This window comes from Fulvivirga sediminis, assembly GCF_016757215.1.
GTDB classification, from domain to species: Bacteria; Bacteroidota; Bacteroidia; order Cytophagales; family Cyclobacteriaceae; genus Fulvivirga; species Fulvivirga sediminis.
Window position 1 is genome coordinate 145,311 of sequence record NZ_JAESIY010000008.1, and the last position, 24,204, is coordinate 169,514.

The 24,204-nt window shown below is 38.3% G+C and carries 3 protein-coding genes; all 3 read left to right on the forward strand.

Going from position 1 to position 24,204, the window contains the following annotated elements; translation table 11 throughout:
- The 3 genes from JL102_RS15325 to JL102_RS15335 are packed head-to-tail and all read left to right on the forward strand — an operon-like array spanning position 1 to position 24,111.
- The gene (locus JL102_RS15325; protein ID WP_202245306.1) at positions 1 to 20,310 is read left to right on the forward strand and encodes a non-ribosomal peptide synthetase/type I polyketide synthase; all 20,310 of its coding nucleotides are present in this window, start codon (positions 1 to 3) and stop codon (positions 20,308 to 20,310) included.
- Positions 20,303 to 21,703: an MFS transporter gene (locus JL102_RS15330; protein ID WP_202245307.1), complete on the forward strand. Its 1,401-nt coding sequence runs from the start codon at positions 20,303 to 20,305 to the stop codon at positions 21,701 to 21,703. Before JL102_RS15325 ends, JL102_RS15330 begins: the two co-directional genes overlap by 8 nt.
- Before the next feature lie 20 nt (positions 21,704 to 21,723).
- Positions 21,724 to 24,111: a TonB-dependent receptor gene (locus JL102_RS15335; RefSeq protein WP_202245308.1), complete on the forward strand. Its 2,388-nt coding sequence runs from the start codon at positions 21,724 to 21,726 to the stop codon at positions 24,109 to 24,111.
- The last annotated feature ends 93 nt before the right edge of the window (positions 24,112 to 24,204 follow it).

Below are 24,204 nucleotides of genomic sequence, written 5' to 3' on the forward strand. Positions count from 1 at the left end.
ATGTCTTTTAATTCTATAGCAGAACTGGTGATGCATAAACGTTCAACTTCCTCCAATGAAGTTGTATTTAAATACCTGGAAAACGGTGAACAGGTAACACATTCACTTACTTATGAAGAAATTGATACCAAAGCGAGAGAAATAGCATCTTATTTACAACATCATAATTTTAAAGGACAAAGAGCCTTGTTGCTATTTGCTTCTGGTACAGACTTCATAGTTTCATTTCTTGGTTGCTTATATGCTAAAGTAATTGCTGTTCCTATTTATCCTCCCCGGAATAATAAGTCCATTAAACGTTTAGAATCAGTCATATCAGATGCGGAAGCCAAGATTGTTATATGTAGTTCGGAAACTCATTCTAGCATTAAGCGCAGGTTTAATGAAGTGGTGAATAATAGGGAGGTCAAATTTCTGATAATAGATCAATTTCAGTATTCAGGTAAAGATTACACCAATGAAAATTATTTGCCAGATGATTTAGCTTTTCTTCAATATACTTCAGGCTCTACGGGTAACCCTAAAGGAGTAATGGTTAGTCATGGAAATATTATTGCTAATACTAGCTACATGCACAAGCAATTGGCTATATCGCAGGATGATGTAATCGTTTCTTGGTTGCCTGTATTTCATGACATGGGGCTTATTATAGGTATTTGTCTACCTTTATTTTCCGGTATTACATGCTGTCTCATTCCCCCAGTATTCTTTTTAGCAAAACCTTACCGCTGGCTTAAGGCTATAAGTGACTTTAAAGGAACCATAACTCCTGCTCCTAACTTTGCCTATCAGCTTTGTAGCGATAAAATCAGTGAAGATCAACAAAAAACACTTGATTTATCTTCTCTTAAGGCAGCAATAAATGGGGCAGAACCTGTACGCTATGACGTAGTACATGAGTTTATAGAAACTTTTGCCCCTCAAGGACTTAGGACTGAAGCTATTTGTCCTGGATATGGGATGGCGGAGGCGACTCTTGCTATTAGTATAAGTGATTTTGATCAAAAATTTAAGAGTATATACGTTTCTCAGGCCGCTCTTACCGCTGATAATAGAATTGAAGTGATTGAGGGAGGTGAGATATGCCTAATTGGTAACGGGCAAATACCTGAAGGTAGTGATGTATTCATCGTTAATCCGGATACTCTAAAAAAATGTGAAGCTAATGAAATAGGTGAAGTTTGGTTGAAAAATGATTCTGTAGCACAGGGGTACTGGAGAAATCAGGAAGAGACGAAGCACACATTTCATGCTTATATAAAAGGAACAGGAGAGGGCCCCTTTTTACGCACCGGTGATTTAGGCTTTGTTAAAGAAAATGAACTATATATTACCGGGCGTCATAAAGACCTTATTATCATTAGAGGTCAAAATATCTATCCTCAAGATGTAGAGTATACAGTAGAAAAGTGCCACCCGGATCTTAAACCTGCCAGTGGAGCCGCTTTTTCTACGCTTTCGGATGATGGGGATGAAGTTCTTGTAATTATTCAGGAACTGGAACGTACCTCCTTGCAGAATTTTAACAAGGATGAAATAATCAAACATATTAGGTCTGCCGTTGCTGTTAATCATGATATACAGGTAGGGGTTATCATTTTATTAAAAACATTGGGAGTCCCTAAGACTTCTAGCGGAAAAATTCAAAGACGGGCATGCAAAAAGGCGTTTATTGAAGACAGCTTGGAGGTCATGGCACAATGGCACAATCCGGACCTGAGCTTTAAGAAGAAGGCTGAAGTAAAGAGTTCTGATGATAAAATGAAGCAGCCAAATAAGGAGCCATTTGCTTCTTCTACCAGAGCTATTACTGAAAAGATAATGGCGCTCGTTTATGAAAAGCTAGATGTACCTCCTTCTTCTATTGATTCTACCACTGTATTTTCTCAGTTAGGAATGGATTCGCTTAAACTAGTGCAGCTGAGTCAGGAAGTGGGGGATATGGTAGGTGAAAAGTTACACCCGGAGCTGCTCTACGAGTACCCTACTATTGGTGATTTGAGTAACTACCTTACCAAGGACCACTCATCTGACATAGCAGTTAGAAGCAAGGTTGATAAAGCTGAGGGAAAACAGAAAGCAGAGCCAATAGCTATTATAGGTATGGCCTGTCGCTTTCCTGGAGCTCATAATTTAAAAGAATACGAGCAGCTATTGCGTTATGGAAAAGATGGGGTGGGACCACTATCATATGAACGACATGAACTTTATCCTCAGGGGCTTAAGGATGAAAATTTTGAAGGTGGGTACCTTGACGAAGTGGATGGTTTTGATGCAGGATTCTTTAAAATCTCACCTGCAGATGCACGATCCATGGATCCTCAGCAACGTCTTCTAATGGAAGTGGCCTGGGAAACTATTGAAAATGCAGGATTAACAGAGGAAGATTTAAGAGGTAGTGCTGCAGGAGTTTTTATAGGTGCTAGTGGTAACGATTACTGGAAGAATCTAAGTGTTAGCGATAACCGGTTAAGCTATACTACAGGTGTTGGTAATGCCTTTAGTATTCTGGCCAACAGGATCTCTTACTTTTTTGATTTTAAAGGCCCAAGCATTGTGGTAGATACTGCTTGTAGTTCATCATTAGTAGCAGTACACCAGGCTTGTGAAAGTTTACGTAGAAATGAATCATCAATGGCTTTTGCCGGAGGAGTCAATCTCATTTTAAATAATGATATCAATGAGGTGTTTACTGATGCGCAGATGCTCTCTCCAGACAATCGTTGTAAAACTTATGATACTGAAGCTAATGGATATGTAAGAGGTGAAGGCTGTGGTATAGTTGTTTTGAAAAGGCTTGCTGATGCTATAAAAGATAATGATGATATAAAAGCAATAATAAGAGGTAGTGCAATCAACCAAGATGGTAAAAGTAATGGAATAACAGCTCCCAACGGTGCAGCCCAGAGAGAGGTGATTATGAAAGCTTGTCATAATGCTCAGATATCTCCGTCTGATATCGGGTATGTAGAGATGCACGGTACAGGTACTCCATTAGGAGATCCGATAGAATACAATGCTTTGCTATCTGTTATGAAAACCACTAACAGGAGAGAAGAACCTTGTTACGTAGGGTCGGTGAAATCTCAAATAGGTCACCTTGAACCTGCTGCTGGTATAGCAGGGCTGATCAAAGCGGTATTGATATTGAAAAATAACTTCCTTCCCAAGCAATTACATTTCAATAGTATCAACCCTAAAATAAATGATGATAGTGAATTTCTGCAAATAGTGACAGAGCTTAGGCCATGGAAAAAAAATGGACGTTCTAGGTGTGTAGGAATAAGTTCTTTTGGCTTTGGAGGAACTAATTCACACCTTATAGTTGAAGATGTGGAGGTTCCCTCTCAGGAGCTACCTCAAGTGAAATCATTGACTTTTAATGTCACAAAAGCGTCAGCAAAAAGCCCTAAGGCTCTAAGAGATATTGCAAATAATTATAAAGATTTTATAAGAAGCAATGATTCCATACAATGGCAGGCTATTGCTCAAAATATAAATACTTCTCGTAGTGATTTGCCGTACAGGGCTACATTTGTCGCTTCTAATAAAGAGGAGCTACTGACTCAATTGGGAGCATTTGCAGATGAGCAGCGAGGCCTATCGGGTACTTACTATTCAGATAAAGCTAGTGCTACGCTGCCACAAGTTACTTTTTTATTTACAGGGCAGGGATCTCAATACTCCGGTATGGGCAAGGAGCTATATAAGAGTCATTCTTTTTTTAGGAAACTGATGGATCGCTGTGATTCCCTTCTTAGGCCGTATCTGCATAGATCAGCATTAGAAATTCTTTTTAACGATGATCCTCTAGTGAATCAGACCCAATATGCTCAACCATTGATTTTTATGATAGAATATTGCTTGGCAGAGCTATGGTTGAGTTGGGGTGTTAGACCTCAATATGTTTTAGGGCATAGCATAGGAGAATATACTGCTGCATGTGTGGCGGGCATATTTTCTTTAGAAGATGCCTTGAGGCTGGTGGCTAAAAGAGGAGAATTAATGCAGCAGCTTCCTGTTGATGGTGACATGCTGGCGGTGTTTACTACTAAAGACAAAATTACACCACTAATACTTGATAAGGAGCTGGTGGCCATAGCAGCAGAAAATACAGATCAGCAATTTGTTCTTTCAGGAAGTAAGGAACAGCTTGTAGAGATAAGTGATACCCTAATCAAACAAGGCGTCACTGTTCAGTATCTTCAAGTGTCTCATGCCTTTCATTCACCATTAATGGCACCTATGTTGAGTGACTTTAAAAAAGAGCTTGAAAAAACGTCGTTTCATCAGCCGACTATTGATATTATTTCTAACCTTACTGGCAAATCAGCTTCTCAGGAATTACTACAGCCCAATTACTGGTGCGAGCATATACTTCAGACAGTACGTTTTAAGGATAGTATAGATAATTTATTAAAGCAAAACACCTCTAATATTTTTCTTGAAGTAGGCCCTGGAAGAACGCTCACTGCTATGGGGCAGAGTATAGCTTTAAATGTTGATGGGGATAATGTATGGTTATCAAGCATTCGTAAAAATAGAGACGAATGGAAAACAATGCTGGATAGTTTGTCTCTAATGTACATTAATGGGTGTAAGGTAAACTGGAAAGAAATTATTCCCATGCCCGTTACTAGAATAGAAGGAACTCCAACTTATCCCTTTCAGCGGGAAAAATTATGGATTAAAACAAATGTACATAAGAAGCAAGATGTTTTATCTGATCAATTTATAAATGAAGTTCCTAAGCAGTCTACGCAAGAGGTGTCAATGGTAATCTTAGCTGAGCTAAAAAGGATGGTTAGTGAACCAATGGAGATAGAGCCTGATGCAATAGAGGAAGATAGTATGCTTTTAGAGCTGGGCATGGATTCTCTGGTTATGATGAGTTTATTACAAAAAATCAATAAGAGGTATCATGTGAAGTTGCAGATCAATCAGCTTTTTGAGTATCAGAATACATTGAAGAAGCTTGCCATTTACATTGATGAAAATATTCCTCAAACTATTAAAGACCAATATGTAAAATCTCATGCACACGTAAATCCAGCTGTAGAACCGATTTTAGAAACAGAAAATAAGGAGGGCGAAGCGAGCGATATTAAAGTTTTGGCAGCGAGCAGAGGAAAGGAGCATCTCTTTGAAAAACAACTGGCTTTACTAGAAAAGAATAATGTGCTGCTGCAAGACACACTTAAGAGACAAATAGAGGCTCTTTCATCTTCGTCGACTTATAGTGCAAGTACTTCAGAGGTAAATTATGAAAAGAGGCAGAAAAAAGAAAGCTCAATACCTCCGGCTAATGCCAAAGAAATAATGCTTAATGAGCCGCGGCAATTAACGGATAAGCAGCAAGTATTTCTTGATCAATTGGTCGCAAAATTTACTTCAAGAACGGCAGGTTCTAAGCTTTATGCTCAGGAGAGTCGTGCAGTATTGGCTGATTGGATAAATTCTATTGATTTTAGAATGCTGCTCAAAGAGATGCAATATCCCATAGTTTCGGTATCCTCAAAAGGAGGAGAATTCAAGGACATAGATGGTAATGAATATGTTGACGTGGCTTTGGGCTATGGAGTTAATTTTTTTGGCAATACTCCTTTATTTATAAAAAAGGCTGTTTCAGATCAGTTACATGAAGGTATAGAGCTGGCCTCTCAATTTGATAAGGTAAGTGAGCTGGCACAGCGTATTAGTGCAATTACCGGGCAAGAGAGAATTACATTTTGTAATACAGGAACCGAAGCTGTAATGGCTGCAGTACGTATTGCCAGAGCCAAGCATAATAAACAGAAATTAGTAGTTTTTCAAGGTTTTTATCATGGTACCTTTGACGGTAATCTTGCTCAGCCAGGCACAAGCGAGGATAACGAAAGATCTTTTCCTATAGCGCCAGGAACACCTCTTGGAATGGTTGAAGACACCATAGTGCTACCTTACGATAGTGAAGATTCAATCCGATATATAGAAGAGCATGCTGCTGAAATTGCGGCTGTACTTATAGAGCCAGTTCAGAGTCGCAGACCGGGTATTTTCCCAATATCTTTTTTAAGACAATTGAGGCAGGTCACTCAAAAGAATAAAGTGGCTTTGATTTTTGATGAAATTATTACCGGTTTCCGTATAGCTCCTGGTGGTGCTCAGCAGTTACTTGATTTTAAATCTGATATTACCACATATGGCAAGGTAATCGGTGGAGGTATGCCGATAGGTGTGGTAGCTGGTAAAAAGGAATATATGGATGTGATCGATGGAGGTAGTTGGTCTTATGGAGATGATTCTTATCCTTCTGTACCTATGACCTTTTTTGGAGGCACCTTTTGTAAGCATCCACTAGCGATGGCAGCTGCTCTGGCAGTTACTGAAAAAATTATAGAAGAAGGTAATGCCATGTATGAGCGTGTGAATAGGCTCACAGATTACATGGCCGCTTCATTAAATGCCTTTTTTCAAAATCTTTCTATAAGCATTAAGATAGTGAATTTTGGATCTTTATTCCGATTTGAGGGTTCAGGGAAGTATTCGGCGATGCTAAGACCTATAGAATTAGAAATTTTTCATAAGCTATTGATTTATAAAGGGGTTTATGGCTGGGAAAGAAAAATATGTTTTATATCAACAGAACATACCCTGGAAAATATTCAGTCCATACTTGTAAAAGTAAAGGAAGCTATTGAAGAAATGATAGCAGGTGGCTTTTTTCCGGAAGCTACCCCAGAAGGTCCTGATCATGGAAATGAGGTTCTAATTAAAGGTTTTGATATTGCGGCCCAACCATTATCTACCAATGGTGTATCTCACGGCTCTAACTCTACACCTCTTAGCAGTGCTCAAAAGCAACTGTGGATGCTGTCCGCTATGAGTCCTGAAGGGGCAGCTGCTTATAACATGATAGGAGCAGTAACGCTAAAAGGAAATTTGGATGTTCATGTACTAAAAAAGTCTTTACAGCAGTTGGTCGATCGGCATGAGGCCTTAAGAATAAGTATTGATAAGGAAGGTGAATTTCAGACCGTTATAAATAACGTAATCTGTGAGCTTGAGTTAATGTCTCTTAAGGGTATGGCTACTTCTATACAACAAGAAGCCATAAGTATGGCTAAACAGGAAGTTGCAAGTAAGGTATTCGACCTTAGCCAACCACCTTTAATAAGAGCTTGTCTTTTAGCTCTGGAAGATAATCATTTTGAGTTGATATTAGTGAGTCATCATATTGTGAGTGATGGCTGGTCAGTAAGTCTCTTGCTAGAAGAATGGAGTAAATGCTATTCTGCTATGGTGACCAATAAGCCTGTTATTTTGTCAAAGCCTGGTTCCTTTGCTTCATACTTAAAAAGAAGAACCGAAGATGCATTTTCCAAAGAGTATGAAAAATCAAAACAATATCTTTTAGAAAAATTCTCAGGGGAGATGCCTGTTTTGAATTTACCTATACATACCAATAGACCACCTCAAAAAACATATGCGGGAGCACGATGCACGGTTGTCTTTTCTGAAAAATTAAATTCTACCGTTAAAGAAGTAAGTAAAAAACAAGGGGTAACGCCCTTTATGACACTCTTATCAGGCTTTTCCATTTTAATGCACAAACTTTGTAGCCAGAATGATTTGGTAATTGGTATTCCTACCGCAGGTAGAAATGATGAAGACGATACCTGTATGGTGGGCTATTGCGCTAATGTGGTGCCCATTAAAAGCTCTCTTAAAGGCTCTTACACTATAAAGCAGCATGTTCAGGCAGTTAGGCAAGAGCTTCTAGAAAGTTTTCAGCATGAACAATTTGCTTTTGCTGATTTATTGAATGAAATGCCTCAAACTCGTGATAAGAGCAGAGCGCCATTGGCAGAAGTGTTATTCACAGTTAACCCCAGAGTAAAAATCCCGTCTTTTGAAGGTTTAGACTCATATTTTTCCCAAGGAGATGTGGCTGCCACCGCTTATGATTTATCGGTAGATGTTACCGAAATAAATGGAGAATTATGGATAGACTGTGATTACAATACAGACCTGCTCACCAGTGACACATTAAAAAAGTGGATGTCTTTTTATAGTAAAATATTAGAGGGGATGTCAAGCGAGAATCAGTCCATAGCCCAAATGGACTGGATTGGTGATGATGAAAGAAGGTTAGTGCTTCAATCTTTTAATGAGGTATCAAGGCAAGAGGTAATTATGAAAAATGCACTGCCAGAGGTATTTGAAGAGCAAGTCACTAAAACGCCTGATAAAATCGCTATTATATATGAAGAGAAAACCTTTACCTATCAAAAACTCAATGAAAAGGCTAATCAATGGGCTCATTATTTGAGAAATGTCCTTATGGTTCAGTCTGGGGATAGGGTAGGTGTGATGGTAAGTAGGTCAGAAATGATGTATGTCTATTTTTTAGGCGTCCTGAAAGCAGGAGCTACTTTTCTGCCTATTGATCCTGAATATCCGCCGAGTAGAGTGGACTATATTATTTCTGATAGTGGTCCCAAGCTATTGTTAACAGATCAGGAAAGGGGTGAAATCTTGGACGCTGAAGGTGTTGCTTGTTATGATGTGAAAAATCTGGAGGAGGTTGTCTGCAATGAGTCTGTTGTCAATCTGCCTTTTGCTAATATTCAGGATCAAGCGGCATATATAGTTTATACTTCAGGCTCTACCGGAAAGCCTAAAGGAGTTGAAGTGGCTCATCAGGCTATTATCAATATGGCCTATTCATGGCTAAAAGAATACCGCTTAAATACTTTTGAAGAGCATTACCTTCAGCTGGCCAGCATAGCCTGGGATGTGTTTGTGGGAGATTTCTGCCGAGGTATTTTATCGGGCGGCTACATGGTTATTTGCCCTCAGTACATACGGATGGATATAGAAGGGCTTTATGATCTTATAAATACTCGTAAGATCAATATTTTCGAATCTACTCCATCTTTGATCTTACCATTAATGGACTACGTATTTGAAAATGGATTAGATGTGTCCTTTATGCAGCTGCTAATAGTAGGTTCTGACGTTTTTATGATGGAAGACTATCGTAAGCTGAGTGAGCGTTTTGGGCATCAGATGCGTATTATTAATAGTTATGGTACTACAGAAGCAACTGTAGATTCCAGCTATTACGAAGCGGTAAATGGAGAATTACCTAATGTGAATTATGTGCCTATAGGTAAGCCAATAGCCAATACGCGCTATTACATTTTAGATGAACATGGCATGCCATGTCCTACAGGTGTGGCGGGTGAACTTTATATTGCAGGGCCAGGGCTAGCTCTTGGATACCTCAATAATTCGGAATTAAACAGAGCTCATTTCTTATTAGATGTCATAAAAGGCACGCGAGTGTATCGGTCCGGAGATCTTGCTTATTGGCTTCAGGATGGAAATGTAATGATGATAGGCAGAAATGATTCGTTGGTTAAAGTCAGAGGCTTTAGAATCGAACTCAGTGAAATTGAAAATGTTCTTGTGGAATATTCCGCTATTGAGCATGCTGTGGTGATAGCTGTTGACGATGCTAATGGTAATAAACAGTTGGCAGCCTTTTATGCGGGGGATAATTCTCGTTTAGATACTGCTCAGGTGCGGGCGCACTTAAAGCATACTTTGCCCGCGTACATGGTTCCTTCATATCTGCTGAAAATGGATACATGGCCCATTACACGAAATGGGAAGGTGAACCGTAGAGCTTTATTGGAAAAGCTAGATAGTTATACGCCTGAAAAGACCTATAAGGCACCGGAAACAGAATTGCAAAAAACATTGGTATCTATTTGGGAAGAAGTTCTTCATCTATCTCCTATTGGCTTAGAAGATGACTTCTTTGAGCTTGGAGGTCATTCCTTAAAGCTCACACAAGTAGCCTCTCGTATTTATCAACAACTGAATTATAAAACCGATTTGAGGAAGCTTTTTGAGAATACCACTATTCTGAGTTTGTCTCATGTTCTGGAAGCGGAGATATTAAAGAGTACTGAATCAGCGGGTTCTATTAAAAGGGTTGAAGAATTAGAGGATTATGAGCTGTCATATGGTCAGAAAAGGCTATGGATTCTTAATAAATTAGAAGATCAGGGTACGGTTTATAACATGCCAGGAGCACTTCTTTTTAAGGGTGAATTAAACTTGGAAGCTTTGCAGAATGCATATGCCCAACTCTTTCTCAGGCACGAGATTCTACGTACGGTTATTATAGAGAATTATGGTGAACCTAGACAAAAACTTATTGATAAGGATGTTTTAAAGACATTTTCGTTCAGAGATATTTCCTCCAGCCCTGATCCAAAAGATGTTGCAGATAAACTAGCAAAAGATTTTGCTAATGAGGTGTTTGATATAGCTGTTGAACACGCTATAAAAGTAAAAATATTAAAGCTGTCAGAGCAAGAGCATGTAATCCTTATTACTATGCATCATATTATAGCAGATGCTTGGTCTATAGAGGTACTTATACGCGACTGGTTTACCGCCTACGATAGCCTGAGTAAAGGCTTGGATTATAATCCTACACCATTGGCCATACAATATAAGGACTATGCCGTGTGGCACAACCGACAATTAGCAGGAGACAGAATGGAAGAGGCCGAAAATTTTTGGCTTTCATTATACTCGGGAGACATTCCTGTGCTAGATATGCCTACAACCTATACCAGGCCAGCTGTAAAAACATATAGAGGTGCTGCGTTGGTGAAGCAATTTTCGGTGAATGAAAGGCAGCAACTTAAAAAATTTAATAGGCTTTATCAGGTTTCGGGTTTTACTACTTTAATGGCTGCACTATATGTTCTACTGCATAAGTATACTCATCAGGCTGATATGATAATAGGAACTCCTGTGTCTGGTCGAGAACACGTAGACCTTGAAAATCAAATAGGCTTCTTTGTAAATACACTAGCTATAAGAACCCAAATTTACGATGAAGAAAATTTTGCTGAGGTGGTAAAAAAGGTGCATAATAACCTTATGGAGGCCTACAGGTTTCAGGCTTATCCTTTTGATAAACTAGTAGAGAATAGTAAAGTAGAGCGAGACTTGTCACGTTCTGCATTATTCGATGTAATGATTACCATGGATAATACGAGCGATGTGCAGTCATCCTTAGACCAGTGGAGTGGATTTGACCTAAAGCTTTTTGAAACAGATACTCAAGTTTCCAAATTCGACCTTTGTTTTGATTTTACGGAAGGAGAGCAAGACCTTTCTCTAAGACTGGAATATAACACTGATCTGTTTAGTGATGAAATGGCTCTTCAGCTAATTAATCACTACCATCAGCTGCTGATGAATATGTTACAAAAACCTGAGGAAATAGTAGGCCATGTAAGCATGCTTACAACCCAGGAAATGTACCAGCTTACCACAGGATGTAATATGACAGATGTTCCTTATCCTGATGGAGATACTATAGTGCAGATGATAGAAAAAAGTGCTGAAAGATATCCGGAAGCTACAGCCATTCACTATAAACAAAAACAGTTTAGCTATAAAGAGATAAATGAAAAGTCTAATGCTTTAGCTTTTGAATTATTGGATATAGGCATTAATAAAGGAGACTTAATTCCTTTATTGATGACGAAGAGTGTAGAGTTACCGGTGGCAATGCTGGCGGTGATGAAGGTTGGTGGTGTCTTTGTTCCGTTTGATACTGACTGGCCCCAGGAACGTATTCAACTTCTTTTAGATACTATATCTCCTAAGGTAGTACTCATGGATGCTGTGGTTGGTAATCAAGGAATTACTGTGAAACAGCCCAAAATCTGTTTTTATGTAGAGTCAGCAGATAGTAAAGAAGAAAACCCGGGTATAGATATTAGTCCAGATGATCTGATCTATGGATTTTTTACATCTGGTAGTACCGGATTGCCTAAGTGTGCTATGAATTTACATCGTGGTATTCGTAACAGATTCATGTATATGAATAATGTGTATAGTGGTGGTAATAATGAGAGGATATTATTTACTAGTAAGCATATATTTGACGCGGCTGTATGGCAGCTGTTTTGGCCCCTTACCACAGGCTCTCAGGTAATTATACCAGCTACTTCTGCTGCTTTAGACTTTCAGGAGGTGGCCGAACTAATTAGAGAATATAAAGTAACAATAACCGATTTTGTGCCTTCTGTTTTTGCCCTCTTTGTAGATTATTTAAAGGTAAACCAACAGGATGTCAGTGGCTTTAAATCTCTTAAGTATCTTCTAATTGGAGGTGAGGCTATGAATAGTAAGATTATTCGCAATTTCAGAGCTATTTTTCCTGAGGTGAGTATTACTAATACTTATGGTCCTACAGAAACATCTATAGGTACTGTTTTTTATCATATGTGGGCGGCAGAAGAGGTGCCGGATGCTATTCCTATAGGTATGCCTATAGATAATGTGAAAGCATTGGTTTTAGATAAAAGACATCAGCCTGTTCCTTTTGGGGTGGTGGGTGAGCTTTTTCTGGGGGGAGATTGTGTCGGTGAGGGGTATTTTAATGATCCTGAGAAGACAAGAAAGGTGTTTATTAACAACCCTTTTAAAAACATCTCAGGTAAAAGCCTATATGCTACAGGAGATCTTGTTATTCGTCGTCATGATGGTAACATTATGTATTTAGGAAGGAAAGACCATCAGGTAAAAATCAATGGAATCCGGATAGAGTTGGGAGAAATTGAAGCTATTTTAACCCGTCATGAGGATGTCAAGCAGGCATTAGCAGTGGTAAATTCAGAAAATGGTCTTCATCAACTGGTCGTTTATTTTACAGGTAAGGTACAAGGAGGACTAGATGCTCTAAAAGACTTTTGCTTTAAATATTTGCCTAAATATATGGTGCCTCGTCATTTGATAGAGTTAGATCATTTTCCCTTAACTCCTACAGGAAAAATTGACAGGAAAGCCTTGCCTCAAATAGAGCATAACGTGTCTTTAGCTAATCACTACCTGGCTCCTGTGGGTGAAAAGGAAGAAGCTTTATGTGAAGTGCTATTAGGCTTACTTACTGCTGCGGTGATTAGCAGAACGGATCATTTCTTTCATATAGGGGGAGATTCTATCAAGGCTATTCTATTAGGCTCTCGCTTACAGACGAAAGGATATAGGTTAAAAGTACAAGATGTTTTTTTACATCCTGTAATAGGTGACATGGCTTTGAAAATGGAACCTATAAAGAAAGTAGCTAACCAAGGAGAGGTGGTTGGGGAGGTGCTTCTCACGCCTATTTACCATCAGTTATTTGAAGAAATTAAGCCTGACACCCATCATTTCAATCAAAGTGTATGGCTAAAATCAAATCAGCGGTTTGAGGAAGATAAGCTTAAAAGAGTATGGAAAGCTTTATTGGAGCATCATGATAGTTTGAGGACTTACTTTATAGAGAAAAATAAAAGCTGGAAAGGGTATGTTATGCCTGCTAAGCAAGCAGACCTCATCTTATGGAAATATGATTACCGCAATATAACACCCGCGGATGGATTGGAGCAAATGGCTTACGAAGTAGAAAGATTGCAACAGAGCTTTGACCTCAGTCAATATCCGTTGTATAAAGTAGCTCTCTTTAGACTTCCATCTCATGATCAGTTATTGATTGCTATACATCATACGCTGGTAGATGGCGTGTCATGGAGGATTTTAATAGAAGATTTTGGCCATTTATACTCAGCTTTTATGAGTGATGATTCTGCAACTCTTCCTCCTAAAACGGATTCTTATCAGCTGTGGGCCAGTCTATTAAAGGAAAATACTGACAAGCTTCTTTCAGAAGTTGAGCGTACTTATTGGCTGGATTTGGTTAAAAACACTACCGTTCCAACCTTAGGCATAAAAACGGCTGACTCAGGGCTAGTCTCTGATGCCAGTACATTAACACTGTCATTATCAAAAGAGAAAACGTTAACTCTTATTTCTGAAGTTCATCATAAGTATAATACTGAAGTGAGTGATATTCTCATTACAGCGCTGGCTATGGCTGTTCAGCAATGCTTTGGGGCCGAAAAGTTTGTAGCTGACTTTGAGGGACATGGAAGAGAAGAGCTTCCCGTATCGGTAGATGTGAGTCGTACTATGGGGTGGTTTACAACAGTATTTCCGGTGGCTATTACGCTTCCAGAGTCATCACTAGAGAAAAAGCTGATAACCGTGAAGGAATACATGCGCAAAATACCAAAAAAAGGCTTCGGTTATGGTATAGCGAAGTATTTAATGGCTGATTTTAGTGATATAACCAGAGCTTTTAAACCTGTAATGCTATTTAATTACTTAGGACAGTTTGACGGAGATTGGGAAGAAAAACATTTTACTGTAAGTACAGATAATACAGGTATTCAAGAATCACCTCACAATAAAAGAAGGTATGCTCTAGAGGTTACCGCTGAAGTGATTAATAAAAAACTTAGTATACAGTTTAATTATACTGATAAACAAATAGATCATGCTACTATAAAGCTATTAGGAGAGACTTGGCTTAACGAGCTGGATAATTTGTTGCAGGTTTGTAAGTATGTTGATAACTCACACCTCACACCGCATGACACCCATGTGAATCACCTCTCTATAGAGGAGCTTGATGAGCTTCAAAAGGAGTTTTCATTAGAAACTATTTATCCCTTATCTGCCATGCAAAAGGCCTTGTTTTATAATGATAAGGTCTCATCAACATCATTGGCATATTTTGAACAGACTTCTTTCCCTATTTATGGTAAAGTGAACCCTAAGCATTTTCAAAAAGCTTTCAATGAATTGATGCTAAGACATGAAATTCTGCGGGCAGCCTTTGTGGAAACTACAGTCGGACCATTGCAACTGATTTTAAAAAATAGAGAAGTAAAGTTTTATTATGATGATATAAGTGCCAGTGAGTCAAGTGAAAAGGTCAATAAGATTAGCAGAATAAAGGAGACGGATAAAGAGGTTCCATTTGATCTATCACAAGAGCCTTTAGTGCGTGTATATTTATTAAAAATAGAGGATGAAAAGTATGAGTTTATCTGGAGTCATCATCATATTATTATTGATGGTTGGTGTGTAGGAATAATTTTCAGCGAACTATTTAGAATCTACTATGGATTGTGCGAGAGCAAGCCGATTCAATTACTTCCAGCACCATCCTATGCTCATTATCAGGATTGGCTGAACACTAGAAATAAAGATAGGGCAAGGGCTTATTGGAAGGAACTACTTAGTGGTTATTCTTCACTAGCTGAAATAACTTCTCAGAGTACATTTTTAAAAGATGAATATGAAAATGAGGTAATTCAATTAGGGCTTAATCAGGATCGTACTGAACGTATTAAAAAAGTGGCAAGTCAGGCAGGGGTGACTTTAAATGTGGCTTTACAAGCTTTTTGGGGTCTTTTGCTGGCTAAATATACGGGAAAAAATGATGTAGTCTATGGAGAAGTACTCTCAGGTAGACCTGCCGAGGTACCAGGTATTGAGCGTATGATCGGTTTATTTATCAATACTGTTCCTGTACGAGTTAGTTTGGCTAATACCACCACAATGGAGCATGTAATGGCAGCCTTGCAAGTACAGATTGCTTCAAGTGAAAAATATCAATACCTGCCATTAGGAGAAATACAAGGCTTATCAGCACTCCATCAGCAGCTGTTTGATCATATACTTGCTTTTGCTAACTATCCATTAGAGGAGGAGGAAATAGGCACACTGGCACCAAATGAAGATATAGCTCTTAAGCTAGGCTTGGATAACATAGACTCTTTTGAACAGACTAACTTTCATTTTAGTGTAATGATACATACTGGTCAGGAGCTAAAACTAGAATTCATTTACAATAGGAATAGGTTTAGTGAAGATTCGGTCTATCAAATTTTCAGTTATTTCACTAACCTTATTGATGGCGTTCTGGCGGATATTAAAAAACCGTTGCTTAGTATTCCATATCTATCGGCAGAGGAGGAAAAAACGCTGCTTTATGATTTTAATAATACAAGTAAGCCTATTACTTCTACAGGTACTATGGTTAACACCTTTGAAAAACAAGTTGTGTTAACCCCAGAGGCAATAGCTATTATTCATAATGAGCACAAGGTTAATTATATTCAGCTAAATAATATGGCTAACCAGGCAGCGCATTACCTTGAGCAGAAAGGGGTTGCTGAAGGTGTTAGAGTTGCGGTCATTTGTCCTTCAAATGTAAATACTATTGCAAGTATGCTGGGTATAATGAAATGTGGAGCTATTTACATGCCTGTAGACCCATCTTCTCCTGAAAATCGTATAGAATACATCTTGAAAGACTCTGGAGCTGAAATAGTTGTTACGGATGCAGAGCATTTAAATCATATCCCAAAAGAATCTTATTTGTCTCGCACCATTATTCTAATAGAGGATATGCAGCTTGATAAAGATGAACGGTATGATGATCCTCATAAAAATATACAACCAGAAGCTGCAGCATATCTAATATACACTTCAGGGTCTACAGGGAAGCCAAAAGGAGTGCTGGTTCCTCATAAGGGTAATGTAAATATGAGTCTGGATCAGGCCAAGTTGTTTGAGCTGACCCCTAATGATAAAGTTTTACAATTTGCTTCGCTGGCTTTTGATGCGTCCATTTATGAAATTTTTATGGCACTGTATTCGGGAGCTTCAATGGTTATTATAGACAAAGCTATCGTTAGAGATATAAAGAGCTTTGTTTCCTATATAAATGATAATGAAGTAACTGTAGTCACTTTGCCACCTACTTATCTAAATTTATTATCAGGCTGTGATTTTCCTACATTAAAACATATTATTACAGCTGGTGAGCCGGCTATAATAAAGGATGTAGCACACTGGAGCGGTAAGCTCAATTATTATAATGCTTATGGACCAACGGAATGTTCCGTATGTGCCTCAGTTAATAAGGTAGCAGGTTTAGTTGAAGGACAGAAAAGAGTAAGTATAGGAAAGCCTATAAGTAACATAAGATGCTATGTGCTTAATGATAGGTTAGAACCTGTACCCATGGGGTGGCAGGGGGAGTTGTGCCTGGCAGGAGTGGGGCTGGCCTTGGGGTATTATGGTAACAAAGACCTTACCGACCAGAAATTTATAACCTCACCTTATTTAAAAGAAGAACGATTATACCGCACCGGAGATTTAGTGAAATGGCTGCCTAATGGCACGCTGGATTTTATGGGAAGGGTAGATGATCAGGTGAAAATACGGGGGCATAGGGTAGAGTTAGGCGAAATTGAAGCTTGTTTGATGCAGAACAAGATTGTTAAAAATGCTGTAGTTCATGTTACAGAAACAAGCCCCAAAGAGGTAGTAGCCTATGTAATTGCAGAATCAGAAGAAATAGCTATCAATAAAGAGATACTGAGATCCTACCTGATGAAGTTCTTGCCTGACTATATGATTCCTGCTTACATCTATTTAGTTTCAGATTTTCCACTTAATAATAATGGGAAGGTTGATTTCGAAAAATTAGCACTGAGTAGAAAGGGTGATTTTGAAACTAATATCATTAAAAATGAAAACCTGCTAAGTGATAAAGAAAGAGTGTTATACGAAGTTTTTAGGAAGTATCTGAATAGATCTGCACTGTCATTAACAGATAATTTCTTTGAGTTGGGCGGTGATAGTATAAAAGCATTACAGATGACTGCAGACTTAAGGCAGGCTGGTTATATGTTAGATGTTAAAAGCCTTTATGAAAAGGGTAACATTGCTTCTCTTAGTCCTTTATTGCAAACCGCTGAACTGTCAATATCACCAGCTACTTCTGTCGATCCTTTCCCTCTATCTCCCATTCAGAATTGGTTTTTCTCGGGTGAAAGAGAAAGCATCAATTATTATAATCAATCCATAGTTCTAGATGCTAATGAACGTTTAGATATAGATGCTGTGAGGCAGGCAGTCCGAGATCTCAGTATACATCATGAGATGCTTAAAACGCAATTTTTCAAAACAGATCAGGGGTGGAGGCAGCAAGTTTTATCTAACAATAAGGTGAATTTAATAGTATATGACCTATCTGAAGAAACGTCTCCTTTAGAGAAAAGGGATAGTATAATCAAATCAATGCAGCAATTGATGAGGCCTGAAAAGGCGGAGCTTATCCAAACTGCCATCTTTAATTTTCAGGATAAAGATCAATTATTCATAGCGTTACATCATTTGGTGGTAGATACTTATTCTTGGCGCATTATTCATGAAGATCTTGTGAGGTTTTATGAAAGTTATAAAAAAGGAGAAAAACCAAAGATTCCTGTTCTTACGAACTCTTACTATCAGTGGGTTATAGCATTGCATAACTACTCAAACAGTACGGAGCTGTTAAAAGAGAAATTATTTTGGAATGAGGCCGAAGAGGGAGTGGTTGAGCATATACCAGGAAAGTCAATAGAGCAAGATTTAGTAGGGGAGGCTATGGAAATTTCTTTGGTACTATCACTTAAAGAGACAGAGATGTTACAGTCTCAGGTACCCAAGTTGATGAATTGCGAGATCAATGATATATTACTTACTGCATTGGGTATGGCTATAAATGAAAGCTTCGACCTGGATCATATTAGTATACTTCTTGAAGGGCATGGAAGAGAAAATGAATTAGGACTGGATGTGAGTAGAACGGTAGGATGGTTTACGTCTATGTACCCTTTGGTTTTTCAATTCAATAAATCAGATTCTGTTTTAGTTCAGGTACAAAAAGTAAAAGAGACAAGAGGAAAAATACCTCATAAGGGGCTGGGATATGGTGTTTTAAAGCAGAGAAATAAAAGTTCGTTAAAAAATCCAGCCATAGCATTTAACTATTTAGGTGAACTGGATAATAGTGCCGAGTCAGAGATACTCAAGATGGCCGGTGATTATACACCTGAGGATATCGATCCTCGTGATAGACGGTATAATGAGCTGGAAGTGTCTGGCGCAATCACTGGAGGAATGATGAAGTTGAGTCTGGGTTATAACCCTCGTCGGCATACTGAAAAATGTATGTCTCAGCTGTTAAAAGGTTTTGAAAATGGTTTGAAAAAGATCATAAAATCGACAGCAACCAATGGTCTATCTGACGTTTTACATAATGAGCAGCCACAGGTTTACCCTATAGATGCTTTCGGCCTTTCGCCGGTACAGGAGGCTCTCTTTAACTATAAAAGCAGCTACCCTGATAGTGAGGCATATGTGCAGCAAATGTTATTGCAATTCGACGGTAAAGTAGATGAACTTTCAATCCGTAAGACGCTAGATTATTTGGTGGAAAGGCACGAGATGTTAAGAACCATATTTTATCAGAATTATCAAGGTCAGCCGGTGCAAGCGGTGCTTCCTCCACATTCAATTAATTATAGGATGATGGTGGCTCAAACAGGATTATCGCAAGGTATAAATGAAGTAGTAAGTAGTGACAGAGCTCAAGGTTTTGATTTTAAACAGCAAGCTCCCGTTCGATTTACTTTATTGAGAGGGTTCATGTCAGAGGATATGCTATTAATTACTTTTCATCACATACTGATGGATGGATGGTGTATACATATTATTCTTGATGAACTAACTGAGATCTATAATTCATTCATAAATCATCAGAAATTAGAATTAGGAGCAAAGACTTCTTATAAAAAATTTATAAAGTGGTTAAATCAGATTAATCATCAGCTGTCCTTAGAATATTGGTCTGAATATATGAAGGGATATCATCACCAAGAGCTGATACCAAGGAAACAACGGAGAAATGAAGGTGATGATTATGATGCAGTAAGCTTGGAGCTCTCTCTTAATCAGACACAAATGCTTCAAGAATTTGCTCAAGACCATCAAATCACTCTTTCACATTTATTAATGTCCATTTGGGCAAAAGTGATTAGCAGTGTTTCTAAGCAGCAAGATGTACTATTTGGCACAGTGGTTTCTGGAAGACCTATGAATCTTGAGGGTGCTCTGCAAACCATAGGGCTTTTTATAAATGTAGTGCCTTTGCGCTTTGAGAGCATTAAAGAAACCGAATTATCTGAACTTTCCATGAATACCAAGCGGCACTTTCTGGATAGTCAAACTCATGAATATGTAGCTGTAGATCAATTACTTCTACAGTATAATATAAATATAGATCATGTTGTTGTAGTGCAGAATTACCCAAGAAAATCCGTTAAGGATACAGTAAAAAATACAAAAAATGATAATTACATCTCCGTAAAAGACGTATCTTTTTATGGCCAAACAGCACATGATGTATCAGTCGAATTCTTTTTAGATAACCAGCTAGAACTTTACATTGCCTTTAATAAAAAGGCAGTGGCCAAACGAACCATCAAAACAATTGTCAAAAGTTTTGAGCAGCTAGTTAGGCAAGAAGTAGTTGAACTCTATACTGAGAAACAGTTAAAGAATGAATAATTATATAAAACGTGTAGAAAAAACAGGCATGAAAAATAAGTTATTCAATAAGAACTTTGTGCTGCTATGGCAGGGGCAGTTGGTTAGTCAGTTAGGGTCTCAGGCATTTCATATAGGTATGATCTTCTGGATCAAGGAGGTAACTGGCTCTGCTTCATTGCTGGGTATTTTACTTATGGTAAGCACAATTCCTGGAATTGTTTTGGGACCATTTGGAGGCACCTTATCAGACAGAGCTTCGCGCAAAAAGGTGATAGTATTGTGCGATCTTATTAATGGTATAGTCGTAACGTCATTTGCTCTTATGGTATGGTTTTCTGTGCCTGAAGCAGCGTTGTTAGTGGCTTTATTTATGGTAAGCGTAATGGTGGCTACTGCAAAGGCGTTTTTTGAGCCAGCAGTATTATCTAGTATACCTAATATAGTGCCGAAGGAAAAAGTGGAGAAAGCTAATTCATTAATACAGGTATCCACTCAATTAGCCATATTTTTAGGGCAGGGAATTGGAGGTGTGTGCTTTCGTATATTGGGAGCACCCGTACTTTTTTTGGTAGATGGAATTAGCTATTTGGTATCTGCTTTTTCCGAAAGCTTCATGGTATTCGCTCATGAAAAATCCAGAGCCAAAGTAGTACTAAGTAAAGCTAGGAAATGGAAGAGTTTCATAACTGAAACGGGTGATGGCTTTCAATATATTTGGAAAAATAACGGTCTACGCACAGTTTTTTTAGTAATAACCTGTATCAGCTTTTTTTTGGCTCCTTTAGTATTATTCTTGCCATTTTTTATTGAAGATGATTTGAAGTTATCTCCAGATTGGTACGGGTATGTAATGGCCTGTTTTGGGGCAGGTGCAGTATTAGGATATCTTGGTGCAGGATCAGTCAATTTTAAAGGTAAAACAAGACAGGTAGCCATTTCCTTAGCTTGGCTGGCCATGGGGATACTGGTAGTGCTATTGGGGGTGGTGAATGAGATAGTTCTGATTATGCTTTTTGTTTTTATAATAGGTCTGTGCAATGGTTTTAATTATATCAGTATTATAACATTAATACAGTTTAATACAGATGAAAAAATGCGAGGCAGGGTTTTCGGTAACCTGACCACCTTTACAGAAGGTATAACTCCTATTTCATATGGAGCGGCGGGTATAGTTCTAGATATGGCTCAGCAGAATGTAAGATTAATGTTTATAGCAGTCGGGGCTATTATGCTTTTAATAGTTATTTCGGCCTCTTTCAATAAGCACTTTAGAGCTTTTTTGAGTTTTGTGCCCAAGGTGCCTTCAGAGCCTGTTATTCCTGACAAGGAAGAAGTTGTAGATCCAAGTGAACTAGAGTTAGTGAATTCTGAGGAGTTTGAAATTATTGACGTTATCAAAACCAATAAATAAACAAAATATTTTAAATCAAAATGCAACCTAACCTTAAGAAGACCTACAAACCTAAAGTTCTATTTTTTGTGCTTTTTATGTTTTTTAATTTATCTCTAACAACAAAGCCGGCTTACTGCCAGGTACTAAGTCAGAGTATTAGAGGACATGTAACAGAGGCTAACACCCGGGAACCGCTTGTGGGAGCCAGTGTGATAGTGGTGGGCACGGATCCTATAAAAGGTAGTGTAACCGGAATTGATGGTGATTTTATTATTGAAAATGTGCCCATAGGCCGTTATGACATACAGATTAGTAGTATGGGATATGAGACTACTACACTCCGACAAGTATTGGTGAGCTCAGCCAAAGAATTGGTGCTGGAGGCATCATTAGAAGAGAGCACTATGGTAATGAATGAAATTGTTGTTAAAGACAAGTTTTCCAAGGATAAGCCTCTTAATGAAATGGCAACAGTGAGTGCCAGGTCCTTTTCTGTAGAAGAAACTCGTAGATATGCAGGAGGATTGGATGATCCGGCCAGAATGGTGTCTGCCTTTGCGGGAGTGGCTTCTGGTCCTGCTACGCAGGATAATGCCTTGATTATTAGGGGAAATAGCCCTAAAGGGGTTCACTGGAGACTAGAAGGGGTTGAGATACCCAATCCTAGTCACTTTGGAGGAGTGAATGTAATAGGCGGCGGGCTTGTGACCATCTTTAGCAGTAACCTTCTCGCTAACTCAGATTTTTTTACCGGTGCTTTTCCTGCTGAATATGGTAATGCCATGGCGGGAGTATTTGATATGAAGTTTCGTAATGGTAATAATCAAAATCGAGAGCATATGGTTCAGTTAGGAGTTCAAGGTATTGAGGTAGGGTCAGAAGGGCCGTTTGTAAAAGGCAAAGGGAGTTCATACCTGGCCAATTATCGTTATTCTACTATTGGGCTAATAAGTGAAATACTAGATAGAGACCAAATAGCTACTTATCAGGACTTCTCTTTTAAAGTTAATTTACCAACAGAAAAGATGGGTGTATTTTCCTTATACGGTATTGGTGGCAAGAGTTTTAATAAAGATGAAGGTGAGAGCGATTCTAGTTTATGGGAAACAAACTATGATCGTGAGCAATTTGAAATAGACATGTCGGTAGGCGCTACAGGCTTGGTACATAAGTATAATATCAATTCAAAGACTTATATACAATCTACCTTGGCTGCCTCAGGCACCGGATTCACTATGGATCAGGGGCTTTTTGAAGAGAAGGCGGTAAGGCCAGATCAATATATTGTAGATAATACTTACCGGTTTACATTAGCCTCGTTTCTGGAAAATTATTTCGGAAGCAGGCATACTAATAAGACAGGTTTTTATTTGCACCGAATGGGATACAACCTAAATCTGAAATCCTATGAAAAAGAACAAAATGACTTGGTGCAATATGTGGATGATGATGGGCAGGCTAACATGTTTCAGGCATATACTCAAAGTAGTTTGCAGTTGACCCCAAGAACTGTGGCTAACATTGGCGTTCACTTATTACATTTTAGTGTTAATAATGATTTGTCAGTGGAGCCAAGAGTAGGACTTAAATATACAGTTAACCCTTCTAACACTATTAGTTTTGGCTATGGTCTACACAGTAATACGGAACCACTAAATATCTATTTTGCCAAAATACCAGATGCACAAGGTGATTTAGGTACTCCTAATAAATCTCTGGAGTTCACCAGAGCTCATCATATTGTTATTGCCTATGATCATCTTTTTAATGATCACCTAAGGTTAAAAGTAGAGCCATATTTCCAGTACCTTTTCAATGTGCCTGTAGAGAAAGGCACTTATTATTCCCTTCTTAATTTTACTAGAGAACCATTCTTTGATAAAGTATTGGTGAATGAGGGTACAGGGCGAAACGTAGGGATAGACCTTACGTTTGAACGCTTCTTTAAAAAAGGATTTTATTATATGCTGAGCAGTTCCGTTTTTTCATCAACGTATGAAGGAGGAGATGGTAAGCGATATAACACCCGGTTTAATAGCAATTATTTACTTAATATTTTGGGAGGTAAGGAAATCTTAGTAGGCAGAAGCAAAAATAATGTCTTAGGGATCAATGGAAGATTAACGTTTTCAGGTGGGCTCAGACAAGCTTTGATTGATAAGCAGCAATCGGTTAATGATAAAGAGGTGGTTTTTGACTATAGCCATGCTTATGAAGAAAGAGATCCAGGATTTTATAATATAGATCTCACAGTAACCTACCGGATGAATAGAGCTAAATATGCAGGAATAATTGCTGTGCAGCTCAAAAATGCTTTTAATATTCAGCAGTTTACCGAATATGTATACAACTTTCGTTCTCAGCAAATCGAAAAAGATTATGGCTTGGGAATACTCCCTTTTATCAGTTATAAGATAGAATTCTAATTTTTACTTCTCTTTCAAAATTATGAAAGCTGTACAGTTCTAACCTGGTTTAGTACTGTTCAGTTTTCACTTCATATATTTTATAAACCTTAA

What these genes read in the sequence shown, in the direction of transcription:
- JL102_RS15325 (WP_202245306.1), top strand. Translation starts at nt 1, where the DNA reads ATGTCTTTTAATTCTATAGCAGAACTGGTGATGCATAAACGTTCAACT.
- JL102_RS15330 (WP_202245307.1), top strand. Translation starts at nt 20,303, where the DNA reads ATGAATAATTATATAAAACGTGTAGAAAAAACAGGCATGAAAAATAAG.
- JL102_RS15335 (WP_202245308.1), top strand. Translation starts at nt 21,724, where the DNA reads ATGCAACCTAACCTTAAGAAGACCTACAAACCTAAAGTTCTATTTTTT.